Origin of the sequence: Saccharopolyspora gloriosae, assembly GCF_022828475.1 — a bacterium.
Taxonomy (GTDB): domain Bacteria; phylum Actinomycetota; class Actinomycetes; order Mycobacteriales; family Pseudonocardiaceae; genus Saccharopolyspora_C; species Saccharopolyspora_C gloriosae_A.
This window is the reverse complement of the sequence record NZ_CP059557.1, coordinates 5437660-5453461: the sequence shown is the minus strand read 5'-3', so window position 1 is coordinate 5453461 and position 15802 is coordinate 5437660. Positions and strand designations below refer to the sequence as shown.

The 15802-nt window shown below is 65.2% G+C and carries 15 protein-coding genes and 1 tRNA gene; 11 read left to right on the top strand and 5 right to left on the bottom strand.

Features of this window, described 5'->3' with window-relative positions:
* Positions 1-104 precede the first annotated feature (104 nt).
* The 5 genes from H2Q94_RS23800 to H2Q94_RS23780 all read left to right on the top strand — a co-directional run bounded on the left by H2Q94_RS23800 (position 105) and on the right by H2Q94_RS23780 (position 6959).
* Positions 105-2387, top strand: coding sequence for a S9 family peptidase (locus tag H2Q94_RS23800; protein WP_243789398.1), 2283 nt, complete (start codon positions 105-107; stop codon positions 2385-2387).
* Positions 2388-3273: 886 nt separating this feature from the next.
* Complete coding sequence (locus H2Q94_RS23795; RefSeq protein ID WP_184477740.1) at positions 3274-3477, top strand: hypothetical protein; 204 nt, start codon at positions 3274-3276, stop codon at positions 3475-3477.
* A gap of 189 nt (positions 3478-3666) precedes the next feature.
* Positions 3667-3743, top strand: a tRNA-Ile gene (locus tag H2Q94_RS23790).
* A gap of 146 nt (positions 3744-3889) precedes the next feature.
* Positions 3890-5077: a tyrosine-type recombinase/integrase gene (locus H2Q94_RS23785; RefSeq protein ID WP_243789397.1), complete on the top strand. Its 1188-nt coding sequence runs from the start codon at positions 3890-3892 to the stop codon at positions 5075-5077.
* Positions 5078-6380: 1303 nt separating this feature from the next.
* Positions 6381-6959 (top strand): NUDIX hydrolase, encoded by a 579-nt coding sequence (locus tag H2Q94_RS23780; RefSeq protein ID WP_243789396.1) that lies wholly within the window; start codon positions 6381-6383, stop codon positions 6957-6959.
* Here H2Q94_RS23780 and H2Q94_RS23775 read toward each other — a convergent pair.
* Together H2Q94_RS23775 and H2Q94_RS23770 are read right to left on the bottom strand one after the other, a co-directional pair.
* Positions 6918-8042 carry an NsdA family TPR-like regulatory protein gene (locus H2Q94_RS23775; protein ID WP_243789395.1) on the bottom strand — a complete coding sequence of 375 codons (1125 nt, stop codon included), beginning with the start codon at positions 8040-8042 and terminating at the stop codon, positions 6918-6920. The genes H2Q94_RS23780 and H2Q94_RS23775 overlap by 42 nt on opposite strands.
* Positions 8043-8213: 171 nt before the next feature.
* Positions 8214-8600, bottom strand: coding sequence for a helix-turn-helix domain-containing protein (locus H2Q94_RS23770; RefSeq protein WP_243789394.1), 387 nt, complete (start codon positions 8598-8600; stop codon positions 8214-8216).
* A 161-nt stretch (positions 8601-8761) separates the two neighbouring features.
* Between H2Q94_RS23770 and H2Q94_RS23765 the strand changes: the two genes are divergently transcribed.
* Genes H2Q94_RS23765 through H2Q94_RS23745 form a run of 5 tightly spaced genes read left to right on the top strand, consistent with a single transcriptional unit; the run spans position 8762 to position 12492 of the window.
* Positions 8762-9043 carry a helix-turn-helix domain-containing protein gene (locus tag H2Q94_RS23765; protein WP_243789393.1) on the top strand — a complete coding sequence of 94 codons (282 nt, stop codon included), beginning with the start codon at positions 8762-8764 and terminating at the stop codon, positions 9041-9043.
* Complete coding sequence (locus H2Q94_RS23760) at positions 9040-9375, top strand: WhiB family transcriptional regulator (protein WP_243789392.1); 336 nt, start codon at positions 9040-9042, stop codon at positions 9373-9375. Before H2Q94_RS23765 ends, H2Q94_RS23760 begins: the two co-directional genes overlap by 4 nt.
* On the top strand, positions 9372-9701 hold the full coding sequence (locus H2Q94_RS23755; RefSeq protein WP_243789391.1) for a hypothetical protein: 330 nt from the start codon (positions 9372-9374) through the stop codon (positions 9699-9701). The genes H2Q94_RS23760 and H2Q94_RS23755 overlap by 4 nt, the downstream gene beginning before the upstream one ends.
* Positions 9698-10402, top strand: coding sequence for a hypothetical protein (locus tag H2Q94_RS23750; protein WP_243789390.1), 705 nt, complete (start codon positions 9698-9700; stop codon positions 10400-10402). Before H2Q94_RS23755 ends, H2Q94_RS23750 begins: the two co-directional genes overlap by 4 nt.
* Positions 10399-12492 carry an FtsK/SpoIIIE domain-containing protein gene (locus tag H2Q94_RS23745; protein ID WP_243789389.1) on the top strand — a complete coding sequence of 698 codons (2094 nt, stop codon included), beginning with the start codon at positions 10399-10401 and terminating at the stop codon, positions 12490-12492. The genes H2Q94_RS23750 and H2Q94_RS23745 overlap by 4 nt, the downstream gene beginning before the upstream one ends.
* Before the next feature lie 184 nt (positions 12493-12676).
* Here the strand turns inward: H2Q94_RS23745 and H2Q94_RS23740 are convergent, their stop codons facing one another.
* From H2Q94_RS23740 to H2Q94_RS23730, 3 genes are read right to left on the bottom strand one after another with little or no spacing between them, the layout of a single operon-like run.
* A complete protein-coding gene (locus H2Q94_RS23740) occupies positions 12677-12874 on the bottom strand; it encodes a hypothetical protein (protein WP_243789388.1) in 198 nt (65 codons plus the stop codon).
* 2 nt (positions 12875-12876) lie between these two features.
* Positions 12877-13077: a hypothetical protein gene (locus H2Q94_RS23735; RefSeq protein ID WP_243789387.1), complete on the bottom strand. Its 201-nt coding sequence runs from the start codon at positions 13075-13077 to the stop codon at positions 12877-12879.
* Positions 13064-13306: a hypothetical protein gene (locus tag H2Q94_RS23730; protein ID WP_243789386.1), complete on the bottom strand. Its 243-nt coding sequence runs from the start codon at positions 13304-13306 to the stop codon at positions 13064-13066. Before H2Q94_RS23730 ends, H2Q94_RS23735 begins: the two co-directional genes overlap by 14 nt.
* A gap of 291 nt (positions 13307-13597) precedes the next feature.
* On the opposite strand from H2Q94_RS23730, the gene H2Q94_RS23725 reads away from it, so the two are divergent.
* On the top strand, positions 13598-14698 hold the full coding sequence (locus H2Q94_RS23725) for an NsdA family TPR-like regulatory protein (RefSeq protein WP_243789385.1): 1101 nt from the start codon (positions 13598-13600) through the stop codon (positions 14696-14698).
* Positions 14699-15802 lie beyond the last annotated feature (1104 nt).

Here is a 15802-nt window from a genome sequence, read left to right as displayed (position 1 = left end):
CACCGAACCCGCGGTCCGGTTCGCCGTGCAGTTCGGGCCGGAGTGACCCGGAACATCCGGCCGAGGGTTGAGTGTGCCGCGACGGCCGGGTGTTTCTTCGAGGCATGACGCCGAACGACAACGCCGAGCCGACGATCCGGCTGACCAACGCGGACTACGCCCGAGCAGAGGCGATGCAGGCCCCGTACCGGGCGCGCCGGGTGCCCGGCGGCACCGTGCAGCCGCGCTGGTTGACCGGGGGAGACCGCTTCTCGTACCGCGCGGGAGCCCGCTACGTCCTGGTGGACCCGGCCAGGGGAGCGCGCCGCGACGCCTTCGACCACGACCGGCTGGCCGCCGCGTTGTCGGTGGCGGCGGGCCGCGCGGTCGCGGCCGGTGACCTGCCGATCACCTCGGTCGACCTCGACTTCCCGGACGACGATGACCTGACGGTGCGGTTCTCGGCGTTCGAATCCCGCTGGGAGTGGTCCGACCGCACGGGTGTCTGCACCCGAGTCGACGACACCGAGCCGTCGCCCGGCGAGGTCGCATCGCCGGACAAGGCGTGGATCGCCTTCCGCCGCGACGGCGACATCCTGATCCGTTCCCGCGACGGCGAGCAGGAGTTCGCGCTCACCGATGACGCCGAACCGCACTTCGACTACGGCGGGCTGCCCGAAGCGCTGGGCATGCGGGCGCTGTTTCGCAACCTCGGCCTGCCCTCGCCGCTGGTGGTGTCCTGGTCGCCGGACTCCACCCGGCTCCTGGTGCACCGCCTCGATCAGCGCGACCTGCCCGAGCAGGTGCTCGTGGAGTCCGCGCCCCGCGACGGCGGCCCGCCCGTCGAGCACCGGTCCCGCTACCCGATACCGGGCGATGAGGCGCAGGCGACGATGGAGTGGACCGTCCTGGACGTCACCACGCGCAGCGTCGTGCGCCAGCAGCACGATCCCTACGTGATCGTGCATCCGGCGGCCACCACGTACCGGTGGTGGTCGGGGCCGAAGGGCGACGCGGTGCACTTCCTGCACCACTCCCGCGACGCCCGCACCCTCGAGCTGCGCCGCCTCGACCCGGCCACCGGCGCGAGCACCACGTTGATCAGCGAGAGCGGCAGGACGCGCGTCGACCCCACTCCGCAGCTCGGGGAACCGGCGATGGTGCACGTGCTGGACTCCGGCGAGATCCTCTGGTGGTCGCAGCGCGACGGGTGGGGGCACCTCTACCTCTACTCCGCCGACGGTGCGCAGATCACGCAGGTGACCTCCGGGCAGTGGCCGGTGCGCAAGGTCCTCTGGGTGGATCAGGAAACCCGGCAGGTGTGGTTCCTGGCCACCGGGCTCGTCGAGCACGACCCGTACGTCCGCCAGATCTGCCGGATCAGCCTCGACGGCACCGGATTCACCCGCCTCACCGACGACGACCTCGATCACGACGCGGTGAGCCCGGACGAAGGCGGCTACCTCGTCGACCGGGCGTCCACGGTGCGCACCCCGCCACGGTCGGTCGTGCTGGACGGGGACGGGCAGGTCCTCGTCGACCTCGAATCCCCGGACGCGGGGGAGCTCGAAGCCCTCGGCTGGAGCCCGCCGGAGCGATTCCGCACGACCGCCGCCGACGGGAAGACCTCGATCCACGGACTGCTGTGGCGCCCGCACGGCTTCGGCCCCGACCGCAGCTACCCGGTGATCGACTGCATCTATCCCGGCCCGCAGATCCACCGGGCCGGACCGGCGTTCAACAGCGCCGTACCGGGAGAGGCGGAGGCGTTCGCGGCACTGGGATTCGCGGTCGTCGCCGTCGACGGACGTGGCACCGCAGGCCGCGACAAGGCGTTCCACGACCAGTCCTACGGCGCCCTCGACGACGCGGGTTCGCTGGTCGACCACATCGCCGCGATCCGCGAGCTCGGCCACCGGTACTCCTGGCTCGACACCGAGCGGGTCGGCATCACCGGGCACTCCGGCGGCGGGTTCGCCGCCGCACGCGCCATGCTCGCCCACCCCGAGTTCTATTCGGTCGGAGTGGCGGTGGCGGGCAACCACGACATGGGCGTCTACGTCCCGATGTGGGCCGAGCAGTACCACGGGGAGATCAACGACGAGAGCAAGCGGGCGCTGTCGAACCCGGCGCTGGCCGCGAACCTGCAGGGGAAGCTGCTGCTGATCCACGGCGAGCTCGACGACAACGTGCTCCCGGCGCACACCCTGCGCCTGGTCGATGCGTTGATCGAGGCCGACAAGGACGTCGACATGCTCATGATCCCCGGGGACGAACACGCGCTGCTGCGCCGCATGCACTACGTCACCCGCCGCACGTGGGACCACTTCGTGCGCCACCTGCACGGCACCGAACCGCCCACCCACCGCCTCGCACCGCTCCCGCTCCCGCTCGGCGAGGGGTTCTGATCGGAGGAAGGCGTGCTGCCCACCCGGAGGGCAGCACGCCGATTCGGCGGCAGCGGAGCACGTGGCGTTTCCGGGCAGCCGTTCTCCCACGCCGCTGATCGCGTAGGCGAAGGCGGTGGCGCGCTCTTCGCCGAATGTCCCGAAGCGGCCGGCGATCTCGATGTTGGTGCTCAGCCACATGGCGGCCGATGCCCTGCGCGCCGGTGATCTCGGACTCAGAGGAAGGTTGCGCCCCTCCGTCGCCGCGTCCAGGAGTGGTCGCTCCGATCGCCGAGCGAACGACCGAAATGGGCGAATCCTCCGCTGGAGCACGAAATTTTCTGTTGCACCGGAACGGGATGGAGGTTCGCGGGTTCGCTCGCCTGCTCCTGGCGGCGTCGACGGTCGAAGCGGAGCTCAGAAGGGCGGCTGGTATGCTGATCGCAGAGTCTGAAGCCGATTGGATCAAGTCGAATCCTGGCGTGTGCGGGTACGAGAATGCGTGAGCACTCCGATGGATCGGTAAACATCAACCGGCGTCCGGACTAGTCGGCTAACCAAAGGGTTAACGAACCGCGAAGGGGCGCCAATGAGGGCGCCTTTTTTGATGTTCATGAAGCATTCCACCCTTTCGGGCGATTCAGTCTCGGGTTGATCAGGGTCGGGTAACGATTCTGATGAGCTCGCCGATCTGATTCGTACAGCTCGACGAAACCCCGCTTCCCCCTGAGGTTTTCCCGCAGGTCACAGCGGGCATGGACGATCAGGATCGGCCCGCGGTCCCAGCCGTGTGGCATAAACCAAATCGATTCATGATGCGTGCGAACCAACGAAACTCCCACTGCTCTCCGTCCTCGGAGCAGTGGTGCACCAACGGGGACGAACAATCAGGACGGGGGAAGTCGGGATGTCCGCTCCAGGGATCGGCAAGGAAAACCACTTCGCACTGCCCGATCTGGCCACGGTGGCGCAGCTGCCGAAGCCGATCAGGGCGTTGGTCTATTTGGTCATGCTGTCGCTGTTGACGGTGGCGGGGATCAGTGCCCTGCTCGCCACCATCGTGATCATCGGTCAGCTGACCGGTGCTTTCAGCATCACGGCGTTCATGTGACGCTGCGGCAGAACGGGCCGGCACCCTCGGGTGTCGGCCCTTTTTGCTGCTACTGCAGCATTTTCCACCGTCCGCCCACGTCACGGACTCGCCCCGCAGGGTTTCGCCCGGTCGAGCGGGCAACCCAACGAGCTTCTCACCGCCCAGCCTCGCTACGATCACCCAGAGGAGCGTTTCATCACGCCATCGGGGGCAGTAGCTCAGTTGGTTAGAGCAGCGGACTCATAATCCGTCAGCCGTGGGTTCAAGTCCCACCTGCCCCACCATCTGACCTGCGGCGGAACTCGTAACAAGATCGAATTTGTCGACTTGGGTGCGAGTTTGGGTGCGAGTAGCTTCCCGAAGCATGGGTAGTGCGAGCAGCGGCGGACGCCAGCGAGGCCGCATCGAAGAGCACGGCAGGACACTCCGCGTGATCGTTTACGCCGGAGTGGACCCCGTTACCGGCAAACGGACGTACCTGCGGGACGCGGTGCAGGGGACGGACAAGGCCGCCCGGAAGCGGGCCGAACGCCTGCTGAACAAGTTGCTCTCTCAGGTCGACGGACAGCGCTCCGCGCCGTCGTCGGCGACGTTGTCCTACGCCCTCGACGAGTGGCTGCGGACGAACGAGATCGAGCAGAGCACCCGCGAGACCTACGAGGGCTACGTTTCCCGAGTCATCCGACCGGCGCTGGGGGAGACAGCGGTCAACAAGATCACGGCGCGGATGCTGGAGAACTTCTACACGGAGCTCCGCCGGTGCCGGGTGCGGTGCGACGGCAAGCCGTTCATCGAGCGCCACAAGAAGGACGGCGATCACGACTGCGTGGCGGCGAAGTGCAAGCCGCACGTCTGCAAGCCGATGGCCGCTTCGACGGTCCGGCAGATCCACTTCATCATCAGTGGCACCCTCGACGCTGCGGAGCGCTGGGACTGGATCAACACCAACCCCGCACGGGTGGCGCGCAAGCCGAAGCAGAAGCCACCGGAGCCCGACCCGCCGACGCCGGACGAGGCGGCCCGCCTCTCGGAAGAGGCGTTCCGGCTGGACGAGGACTGGGGCACCCTCGTGTGGCTCGCGATGACCACCGGGATGCGCCGGGGCGAGCTGGTCGCCCTCCGCTTCTCCCGCCTCGACTTGGACACCGGCGTGATCGACCTCCGCCGGAACTGGGTCGGCGGCCAGGAAAAGGACACCAAGACCCACCAGAACCGCCGCATCGCTCTCGACACCGAAACGGTCGTCCTCCTCGGCGAGCACAAGCGCCGCGTCCGTGAACGGGCCGAAGCACTCGGGATCGAGTTCTCCGAGGACCTGTTCGTCTTCACCGGCACCAAGAGCCCGGACCACAGCCACCCGTACCCACCGGACGCCCTCAGCTCCCGCTACACGAACATGGCGAAACGCCTCGGAATCCGAACCCACCTCCACGCCTTGCGGCACTACTCGGCGACGGAACTCCTTACTGCTGGCGTTGATCTACCGACCGTCTCCGGCCGCCTCGGGCACGGTGGGGGTGGCGCGACCACGCTACGGGTCTATGCGGCATGGGTTGCGGCCTCCGATCGCAAGGCGGCAGAAATCCTTGGAAGCCGAATGCCGAAAAGGACTAGGTAGTACCGTGCGTCTACTGCAAGAAAAACTTCCCGACGGTATCCCATTTTCCGTAAATGATCATGAAAGTAATTGCTACCAGCGCACCGATAACTTTGACAGTGCCCCAAGCATGTTGGGCATGTTCGTTTATGGATTCAAGGAATAGCAGGAACCTGCCAGAAGGGGGTGTTTTCCCTTGTTGCTCGGAGGTGATTGTTCGGACGTGTGGTAGAAGTCGAGTTGGGTTATCACTCGCTACGAAAGATAGGGCGCACCGTACCAAATCTGCATAGCGCTCTCGTGATTCGGGGGAGTCTCCTTCCATTGCCTCGGACCTAAGCGAGTCGGCAAGTTTCGTGCACTCAGTATAGATTTGCACGTAATCGCCATGGGTGAATTTTCCCCTGAATCCGAGGGCGGTCCTCTCCAGTGCGCGAGCTAGGTCGAAGCCAGCTTTATGCATTGGATTTCTCCATCTTGACGCGGAAAAGGATTGCGGCGGTGCTACCTGCTTCTGCGCTGTCTGGACAGCCGTACGGGCGGGTGATCCGGGAGAGTCTTTTTCGAGGTGCTTCAGTAGAACCAAGCACCGATTTATGACCCTCCGATGAGGGAGAACCCTGTCCAGGGTGGAGAATGCGGACATCGCAAAAAGTCCTACCGCAAGTCCTATAAGTGCAACCGACCCGCCAGCGAGGACATCGGAAAATGGCGTAGGTGGATGGAAAGTCAACACTTTCCCGAGCGCCCACATGGCAGGGGCAAATCCAACGAAGAGAACCCAGTAGGCGGAAGTTATATTGTTGGCGTGCGCTACCCGGATTTCCCTAAGGGTGGATGCGTAATTTTCACCCAGCAAGGGTGTCCATTTTTCTGGATCTGAGGTTGTTTTCCTGAGGTTGGAGTATATTCGTGCTCCCAGGATTGGGTACAAAACTAAATACACTACGGGTAGGGAGGCTAGCATGATCGGGATGTCGATAATTTGGCTATCTTCGTTTATTCCGACGGCTACCGAAAAGCTGAATAGCCCTACTGGAAATGTTGCGATTAAGAAACTTAGTGATGCGAGTGTGCGACGAAAAACAAGATGCCTGACACGTGTATTGCTCCGGAAATCTCGAACGTACACGGCCCCGACGAATATTCGGACTCCCTGCCCGAGGGTGAATATATACATGAAAGCGTATGCGATTGAGAATAGAATTATGAGCACTGCTTGAAAGGCGAGCCCAGTGCTTAGTAATTTGGTAAACATCGTCACCTAGGTTAGAATCGTTTTGGTGGCGAAACGGTAGCGTATTTGGCGTTGTACCGTGTGCAGGTGAACGAATTTGAGCGCGGAGCATGGCGGGTGCACGGGGAGCGGACGATCTATGACAACCGGTATGTCCGGCTGGGGCTAGTGGATGTTGAGCCGCCGGATGGGCGGCGGTTCGAGCATCACGTGGTGCACCTGGATCGGGTTGCGGTGGCGTTGATAGTGAACGAGCGCGATGAGGTGTTGATGCTGTGGCGGTACCGGTTCGCCACGGATGAGTGGGGTTACGAGCTGCTGGGCGGCATCGTGGACGGGGACGAGGAGTCCACGGCGACGGCGTTGCGTGAGGCGAGCGAGGAAAGCGGTTGGGAGCCGGTCGGGGAGGCCGAGCACCTGGTGAGCTTCGAGCCGATCCCCGGCATGGTCACCGCGCAGTTCGACGTCTACCTGTGGCGCGGGGCGAGGCACGTCGGCGACCCGACCGATGAAGAGGAAGCCGGGACGATCGAGTGGGTTCCGCTGGAGCGCGTCATCGAGTTGACGCAGCAGCGAAAGCTTCTCGGGTCCGGGACGTTGGTCGCGCTGTTGTACTACCTAGCCTCACGAGGAGCCGGGAAGGATCAGGCCGCTGAGTCGGCGTAGTTGGCGGTCTGACTTGATTTGGGAGGCGAGGCGCCGTGCTTGGCGGGAGTGTTCGAGTGCGGCGTCTCGTTCGCCTGCTGCGGCGTAGGCGAACGCGAGATCGACCAAGATTCCCGTGCGGGCGCGCGTGAACGCCTCGGGCAAGCGCGGGAGCGCGTCGGTGAGCTGGTCGATCGCTTCGGCCTCCCCGAGTTTGCTCAGCGCGTTGCCGCGCCACCGGTCCAGGTGTGAGCCGCCGAGGAACAGGAACGGCAACGCGGGATCGACCGGTTCGGCGGGCAAGAGCTGGTCGGCTTGATCGAACGCCCGAAGTGCGTCGTCTCGCTGCCCGACCGCCGAAAGCCCTTCGCCGTGCGCAGCCGCCAACCACGCTCGGAGCAACGAGGGAGCTGCGTCTCCGGCCACTTCACGAGCTACGGCGAGCTGTTCAGCCGCCGCTTCGGTCTCGCCAATGTCGATGAGCACGAACGCCTGCTCGGCGGTGGCGTGCGCGAGCAGCGGCAGCGACATCGCTTCTCGCGCGGCGGTTTTCGCGCGCTCGTAGTGCTCCCACGCCTGCCCGTGCGCGCTGCGGTCGAGGGCTTCCCACCCGGCCAATGTGGACGCTTCGGTGAGCACGCCCGCAAGCGCTTCGCGGTGCCCGCTCAGCGTGCTGTGTCCGAGCAGATTGCTCACCTGGTCGATGTCGCCCCGGAGCCGGTCCAGCATGGTGACGCCACCGAAGCGTCGATCGATCTGCCGGGCATGGTCCACCTGGAGACGGAAGCTCTCCAGCAGCTCCGGATCAACCCGGCGGGCGACCGCGATGCGGGCGCGTAGTTCGGCGACGTCTTGGTCATCCGGCTCGGACGGGAACCCCAACTCCTCGTCGGTGCGGCCGTAGAGCTCGCGGAACAGCCGCCGGTAGGGCTCGCTGACGGACTCGTGTCCGTTCTCCCAGCGGGAGAGCTTCGTTTTCAGGCTCGTCGGCGACATGACCGACACATCTAGCCGTTTCGCGAGTCGGTCGAGCATCCGGATCACGTCGTTGGCCGAGTAGTCGAGCTGCCTGCGAACCACTTGCAAGCGGGTTTTCGCTGTCATCGCATCATCCCCCGATATGCGATCTGACCTGCATGGTTAATTGCGGTTAATGGCGTCGCGGTTAACCGCAGCCATCTGTGAAAACGCGCTCGACTGCCGTTTCTTGGAGTCATGGACAGCGCACATGGAACGGCCCACCGGGGCAGGCCGGTTGATCGCCGGAGCGGTCGGCTAGCCGCCCGACCCGCCGCCACGTCCGGTCTCCGCGGTGAGCCGCGAGTTCATCTCGTCGAGCGTGTCGGTGATCCGGCGGAGCTGGTGTTCGATGGCCGACAGCCGGCCGGGCACATCGTCATCGGCAATGGTCAGCGGGTCGCCGACCTGGGGCGGAGTGCGGCGGTCGAGCACGGCCGAGAGGTGTTCGGCGTGCCAGCCCAACGCCAGCGACAGCGCTTCGAGCGTTCGCGCGCTCCGCCGCCGCTGCACGGTGTTGTGCTGCAACTCGCGCACGATCGCCTGCGATACGTGCGAGCGCTCTGCCAACTCGCGTTGCCGCATACCGAGTTCGCTCACGCGCTGGTCAATCGCATGAGCGACCGCAGTCCAGTCCTCCGACACGTATTCCTCCGCGCTCCGCCTCAGCGCCGACATTAGCGCGAACTCTTTTTCGACACAGCAACCCCACGCGAGGGACGAGGCACTTCGCGTCTTCTATGCGCTGATATTGGCTTTCTATTCCGCCGAAATGCGCGCATTCCTCGTTCTCAGGAGACACAAACATGGAAAAGAACTTCGAGAACGCCGGGAGACCGACGTTCTACACGGTTCGGGAAGCGGCGCGGATCATGCGCTGCAACCCCTCGACGCTGTACCGCGCCATCCGGGAGGACTCGTTCCCGGCCGTGCGGGTCCGCACCCGCTACGTGGTCCCGAGTGCGGCCGTGGACCGGCTCGCCGCTGAGGCGAGCGAGTCGGGCGGTCGCGTGGAAGTGGCGGAGATGGCCGCCGAGCGCCGGACCGCTCGCGACGTGGCGCGGCTGAACGGGGGTGCGTCGTGGTGAATCCCGAAGAGACCGAACGGCTCGCGCGGCTGGACCTGCTGCGGTCGCTGCCGCTGGACGTGCTCACCGACGTGGTCACGGACAACGGCCGCTGCCTGTGGGAGCTCACGGCGGGCGACCCGCCGGAGCCGACCGGCGCCGAGCCCGATCGGGAATTGGCCGCGCGGCTGTGCGCGGACTGCCCGGTTCGCGACGAGTGCTTGGAGTTGGAGTTCCGCTCCGCCGGAGCGGAGACGGTCGGGGTGTGGGGCGCGCTGTCCGAAGAGGACCGCCGCGCGCTCTACCCGATGTGGCGGGCACGCCGTGAAGCCGAGCGGGGTGAGTGGGAATGACGCTGCAACTCACTCCAGTGCAAGTGCTCGCGGTGGTCGGTGCGCTGCTCGTCCTGATCGGCGTGTGGCGGGCGAGTGCCCGCGCGTCCCGCAAGGCCGCCGAGACCGCGCGGACCGGGGCGCGGCTGGTGTCGCTGACCGGGCGGGTGGTCGCGACGGCGGGCGTGATCGTGCTCGGGCAGTGGCTCGTGATCACGCAAGGCGGTAGCGGTGCGGCGCTGTTCACGGTGCTGGGCATTCCGGCGGCGCTGGCGGCGTACACGCTCACCAAGGCGCTCACGGTCACCACACCGGAGCCGCCGCATCACCGGAGCCGGAAGCGATGAGCGGGCGGACATCGCGGGACGGGCGGCACTCGCCGCCCGTCCCCTCCGGGGCCGAACCGGTCGAGCAGGTGCGGCGGCAAGTGGACCGGTTGTGCTGGACGGGAATCCTGCTCGGACTCGCGTTCACCATGACCAACGTCCAGAGCTTCGCCGCCGGAGACGCGGCCGTGTGGTCACTGCGGTGGTCGGCTGCGTGGCTGCTCGATCCGATGGTGTCGCTGGTGCTGCTGGCGATCCTGCGGGCCGAGCAGGTCACCGCTCGCTATGGCGTGCACACCGGTGGGTGGGTGCGCGGGGCGAAGTGGTTCACGCTCGCCGCGACTTACGTCATGAACACCTGGGAGGCGTTCGCGGACGCCTCGGCCGCGATGGTGGTGCTGCATTCCGTGCCGCCGCTGGTGGTGTTCGTGGCCGCCGAGGCGGTGACCGACCTGCGGGACAAGCTCGGTGAAGTCGCCGCGCTCTCAGAGGCACCGCAGCGACCGGCCGCAGCACCCGAGCGAACCGAGCGGAAGGCCGCGCCGCCGCCGCGCCGGACCTCCGCCGACGAGTACCTGAACCGGGCGCGGCAGGCGTGGCAGCCCGGCGTGACCGTGACTCCCGCGTGGATTCGCGAGATCACCGGCTGCTCGCGCGGGCTGTCCTCACGACTGGCCGCCGCACTCGCCGAGGAAGTGAACACCGAACGGGGCGAGCCATGAACGACGACGCACTCCGAGGCTCCGTGAACGAGGTGGAGCGAGCCGTGTTCGACGCCGAAATCGTGGACGACCGACCACGCCGTGAACGCGCACGACGGTTCGCGCGGTGGTGGCAGCGTTCGCCGCGCGTGCCCGCATCGCTGAAGTCGTGGCCGCTACTGCGGCAAGCGCTCATCGACGCCGCCGCAGCGGTGACCCGCTCACCGTGGCGGTTCCTGCGGGCCGTCGTCCGAGGCGTGCTGTTCGCGGTGCGCCGGTGGCGACGATGGGTGCGGGTGCACGACTACCGCGAGGCCGCCGAGCAGTCCGAGAAGCTGGCCGACAAGTTCTTGGAAATCCGGTCGCTGACACTGTTCCGCTGGAAGGTGACCGGATCCGTCGCCCTCGGCGTCATCGGTGCGGGCACGGTGCTGGGAGTCCTGTTCGGACAATCCGCGCTGTGGGCATCGCTCGCACTGGTCGCTGTAGTGGCAGCCGTGACGGGACGTCGCAAGGAAGGCGCGGCGGGACGCAAGCGCGTCATCGCCGGTCCGCGTTCGTTCGCGTGGACGATGGACCCGCAAGTCCTCATCGACGCGTTCCGGGACGCGAAGCTGATCGGGCGAGAGGACACCGTGCACCTGGTGGAGCGCGCAGTTCGCTCCGGGCAGGGCTGGGCGATGACCGTGGATCTGCCCGCCACTCGCAAGGCGGCCGACGTGATCAAGCAGCGCGAAGCGCTCGCCTCCGCGCTCGCGGTCGACGAGGTGCAGCTCGTCGCCGAACGGGTGCGGGGCAGGCGCGGGCACGCCGGGCGGGTGTTCCTGTGGGTGGCCGACGACGATCCGTACTCCGGCCCGGCGTTGCCGTGCCCGCTGCTGTCGGTGGATTCCTGGGATGCCTGGCGCCCGGTGCCGTTCGGGCGCGACGCGCGGAACCGGCGGATCGACCTGCCGTTGGTGTGGACGTCGCTGCTCGTGGGCGCGATTCCGCGCCAAGGCAAGACATTTGCCGCCCGACTCGCCACCGCCGGCCTCGTCCTCGACCCGCACGCACGGCTCTACGTCTTCGACGGCAAGGGAGGAAACGATTGGGACGCCGTCGAAGCCGTCGCGCACCGTTTCGTGCGCGGCGACGACGATCGGCACGCCGAAGCGGTGCGCGACCACCTCACCGAGTTGGTCGGCGAAGTGCAGCAGCGCTACACCCGAATGTCCACACTGGACGACGAGCTGTGCCCGGAATCGAAGATCACGCGGGCCATATCGCGGGATGCCGACCTCGGGATGCCCATCACGGGCGTGATCCTGGACGAAGTACAGGTCTTCCTGGACAACCCGAAGCGCCAAGACGTCGGCGAGGTGAAGACGACGCTCGGCGCGCACATCGCCGATCTACTGGCCTACCTCGCGCGGAAAGGACCGGCGGTCGGCGTGGTGGTCATCCTGGCGACCCAGCGGCCGGACTCCGCCACCATCCCGTCCCGGCTGCGCGCCGTGCTCGGCTCACGGTTCGCACTCCGGGTGATGGACTGGCGCGACTCCAACATCGTGCTCGGCGACCAAATGAACACCCGCGGCTACGACGCCTCCACACTGCTACCGAGCCACAAAGGAGTGGGAATCCTGCGGCCGGACGGTGAAGCCGACGGCAGCGGCGACGTGCTCGCGATGACCGTGCGGACCTACTACCTACCCAACCCCGAATGGCGCACCCTCTGCCAGCGAGGCCGAAAGCTGCGTGAAGCGGCGGGCACCCTCACCGGGCACGCGGCGGGCGACACGAGTGTAAGAAGGATCGATCCGTCCACAGTGGCGACCGCAGTCGGCGCGACCGCGCCGGAGCCGACGACGCTGCCCGAACCGCTCGGAGCAGTGCTCGACCACCTCGGCGACGACCTGGAAGCACGGGAGTTCGTCTCCACTGCCGAACTCACCGACGCACTCGACCTGGAACCGACCGCGTTCGGACGACGCATGGGCGAACTCGGCTGCCAACCCCGCCGAGGACGCCTCACCGACGACACCGGCACCGCGCGACAGGTACGCGGGTACTACACCGCCGATCTCCGGGCCGTCATCGAACACCACCGGTCCGAGGATGTCCCGTAGCCGTCACATACCCGTCCCGGACGGGACAGCCCGTCACACCGAGCGGGACAGGTTGCCGACTCCGATGAAGTGCGGAAACGATGAAAATGACGGGTGGGACGGGTCTCGTTGACCCGTCCCACCTGTCCCTATTCGCGGCCCTGCACGCTGAATCGGGTCGCCTCTGTGGAACCCGTCCCGGTGTCTAGAAGCGGCGCAGCGCGTCCCGCACCGCTCGCAGCACGGCGAGCGACGGGCGCCCGGACTGCTCGACCTCGTCCGGCTCAGGCTCCGTCTGCGGGAACGGGGTGAGAAAGATGATCGTCGGCAGGTCGGCGTTCAAGTCGCCGCACCACGCCGTGACGTAACCGCCGCGCTCGCGGGAGTGCTGGCCGCCGGACATGATCAGCGGCTCGGCTGGTCGAACACCGTGCACCGGTCCGCCCGCGCCCGCAGCATCCCCGCGAGAGCCTCCAGAGCGTCAGCAAGGTCTCGGTGCTCGTCGCCATCGAACCGGTCCTCGGGAATCCGGTGCGCGGCGTCGTCGATGGCCCATTGCGCCCGCCGCAGCAACACCGCGAGCGCAGCAGCATCAGCGGCGCTCATGCGTCTCCACCTCCTGAAGACGCGCGATCAGGTGCGCCAGGAAGGTCTTCGCACCATCCCCGGCAAGCCCGAGCAGGACTCCGCACGGCTTACCGGGCAGCACCAGGCACACCATGCCGTCCTCGTTCACGTACGAGTCGATCGGCGAGTCCGAGCGCACCACCGACACGACGTAGTCGGACCCGTCCAGTCCGCGACCGGCGGGATGGCGACCTGTTCGCAACTCCACGGGCGAGCACCTCCACGGCTGGGATCACGGCCGGAGCCGACGTTCGGGGTCGTCGACCCCGGCCGTGACCGGGCGCCCGGCGGTGACAGGTGAGAGGCGGAGCGCCACCACCGGGCGGTTCTGGTGACCGCAGGTACACGGTCCATGTCAGACTGAAACCAGCTTCACAAACAGCCGACATCAGCGGAACGACACGAACACGACATAGAGACGACTTCCGCATCGGGGACGGGAGGACCACCAGTGCGCCCCTACCGCACACTGCTCGAACAGAAAATCCGAGAACGCCGCATGACCCTGGAAGAGTTCTGCGCCTACGCCGAGAACTTCGCCCGCGAACACGGCGAGCCAGGAACCCTCAGCTTCCGCCACCTCCAACGGCTCGTCGCGGGGAAGGGGCCGAAAGGCCAGCCGCTCGGCCCCATCCGCCCGGCGACCGCCCGACTCCTGGAACGCATCTTCGAGACGGACAGCCGCGAACTCCTAGCCCCACCCATGCAAGCCATCGCCCCACCCGACGACGCCGAACTCCGCGACCGCATCAAGAAATCCCGCCGAGTCGACGCAGGCATGTTGAAGGGTCTTTGCGACCAGCTCAGCACCATCCGCCGAATCGACCGCCAATACGGCGCGATCGTCACCCACAACGAACTTTTGTCAAAGATCTCCCAGGTCCGAAACCTTTTCGTCTACAGCCTCTCCGGGGACACGCGCCGAGAACTCGCCATCCTGCTATCTGAGATGCACGCCTTGGCTGGGTGGCAGTCCCTCGATATGGGGGACTGCTCCGTCTCCTGGCATCATTACGAACAGGCTAAAATGTTCGCGCTGGAGGCCAAAGATACCTCTTATCGTGTACACGCTGTCGCCGAGCAGGCGTTCACCTTGGTTGAAATGGGTGAAATAGGATCGGCGGTCGAGCTAATTGAATCGACTCGTCAAATGGCAAAGCGCTTCTGTTCGCAGTTGCTATGTTCCTGGAATCACGCTGCGTGCGGCGAAGTATTGGCAGCTGCTGGGGAAGCTAGCTTCGCGTTGAAGCAGTTTGATGAAGCGGAAAATCGTCTTCCGAGTGACACTTTGGTCTCATGTGGCCCGTATGTTGTACTTGATATGAATCATCTAACCCGCTGGCGGGGGAGTTCCAGTGTTCGTTTGGGGGTCCCTAGTTCGCTAGGGCTCTTAACGGAAGCTATCGGTGGATTAGATCCAAGCTTCTCGCGTGCCGAGTCGGCTTTGCGGGTTGACTTGGCCAGTGCTCTCGCTGGTGTAGGAGATCTTGCAAGCGCGCAGGATCAGATGCATATAGGAATTCGAATTGCTACCAGTGTTGGATCGCAAAGGCAGCTGAATAAGGCGCGACGATTTGAAAAGATGTTAGGTTCGAGGTAAAGGCATCAAGGGTCAAGCTTGTATCGCTCGCGGACTTAGCCCGGTTTCCTTGTTGGTCTGATTCAGTTGCGTGCTTTGATGTTTCCTCTTAGTGGTTTTGCGTTGCTTCGGCCTGAATAAGTTTCCACATTTCGAGAGGTGGCACGAGCTCGGCATCTACAGTTTCGGTCTGCCCGCCTTGCGGCATAAGTTCGGCGGTAAGGTAAGGCCTAATCCCTTGTATGCGCAAAAATTTAAGCACTCGTTGCTCGATGCGCCATGCCTTTTCCCCAGTTGCGCAGGGGAGCTGTCGAAATAACCGCCAGCCGCGGAGCTGGTGCTGCCGAATTCGCTCAGCCCCGACGACGGTGACCCCGACCTTCACTGCTTCGTGTTCAGGATGGAATAGCAGGTAAACCCATCCTGGTTTCGTCCGATCGAAACCAGACGATCTCTCGCGGCAAGCGTGGCATCTGCGCCCAGATTGCACTTTGCTATAAGACAGTGTGGTTAAAATGGATCTGCAAGATTGATTCTGGCATTGGCATCGCCAGGGTTGAAGCGCGGTCGGGTAGGGTTCAAGTGGTGTAAGTCCTGCTGCGTGCATTACCGAAGTGGCAATATCTTCGGTGAGCCTCCGGCGTTCCCCTCTTTGTTCTGCACCGCAGTATCGGCAACCATGGCCATTTCGCGCGGAAGAATAGCAAGGGCTGGATTTCCGATGGCATTTAACGCAGGTGGATGGCCACGGGATATCTGATCCAGGATATGGGGTCGTAGGTTTAAATCCGGCCAAGTGCATGACTGAGACTGCTAGGTCATGGTCAAGTCGGAGTGTATCGCCACGGCGATCTTCCCAGCAGTGTCGGCAACCATGTCCTGCGTGCACGTCGTTATAACGAGGGGACGACTCGCGCTGGCAGGTGATACACCGGCAGAGCCAGGGTGCCTTGTCTCCAGGAAAATCAACCAGCGGATTGAACCCAGCGGACTTCATCAGCTGTAATGCAGAGACTAGGTCGATCTTCTTCCCAGAACAATAGACGCAGCAACCTTGTCCTTTCTGGATACTGTGATAGCTGGGAGTGATCTCACGCAAGCAAGTGAGGCAGCGGCAGAGCCATG

Bases quoted from the DNA above. Each gene is read 5' to 3' on its own strand.
- H2Q94_RS23775 (WP_243789395.1), bottom strand. From the start codon at position 8,042: ATGACAGCGAAAACCCGCTTGCAAGTGGTTCGCAGGCAGCTCGACTAC.
- H2Q94_RS23800 (WP_243789398.1), top strand. From the start codon at position 105: ATGACGCCGAACGACAACGCCGAGCCGACGATCCGGCTGACCAACGCG.
- H2Q94_RS23755 (WP_243789391.1), top strand. From the start codon at position 9,372: ATGACGCTGCAACTCACTCCAGTGCAAGTGCTCGCGGTGGTCGGTGCG.
- H2Q94_RS23745 (WP_243789389.1), top strand. From the start codon at position 10,399: ATGAACGACGACGCACTCCGAGGCTCCGTGAACGAGGTGGAGCGAGCC.
- H2Q94_RS23750 (WP_243789390.1), top strand. From the start codon at position 9,698: ATGAGCGGGCGGACATCGCGGGACGGGCGGCACTCGCCGCCCGTCCCC.
- H2Q94_RS23765 (WP_243789393.1), top strand. From the start codon at position 8,762: ATGGAAAAGAACTTCGAGAACGCCGGGAGACCGACGTTCTACACGGTT.
- H2Q94_RS23740 (WP_243789388.1), bottom strand. From the start codon at position 12,874: ATGTCCGGCGGCCAGCACTCCCGCGAGCGCGGCGGTTACGTCACGGCG.
- H2Q94_RS23795 (WP_184477740.1), top strand. From the start codon at position 3,274: ATGTCCGCTCCAGGGATCGGCAAGGAAAACCACTTCGCACTGCCCGAT.
- H2Q94_RS23735 (WP_243789387.1), bottom strand. From the start codon at position 13,077: ATGAGCGCCGCTGATGCTGCTGCGCTCGCGGTGTTGCTGCGGCGGGCG.
- H2Q94_RS23725 (WP_243789385.1), top strand. From the start codon at position 13,598: ATGACCCTGGAAGAGTTCTGCGCCTACGCCGAGAACTTCGCCCGCGAA.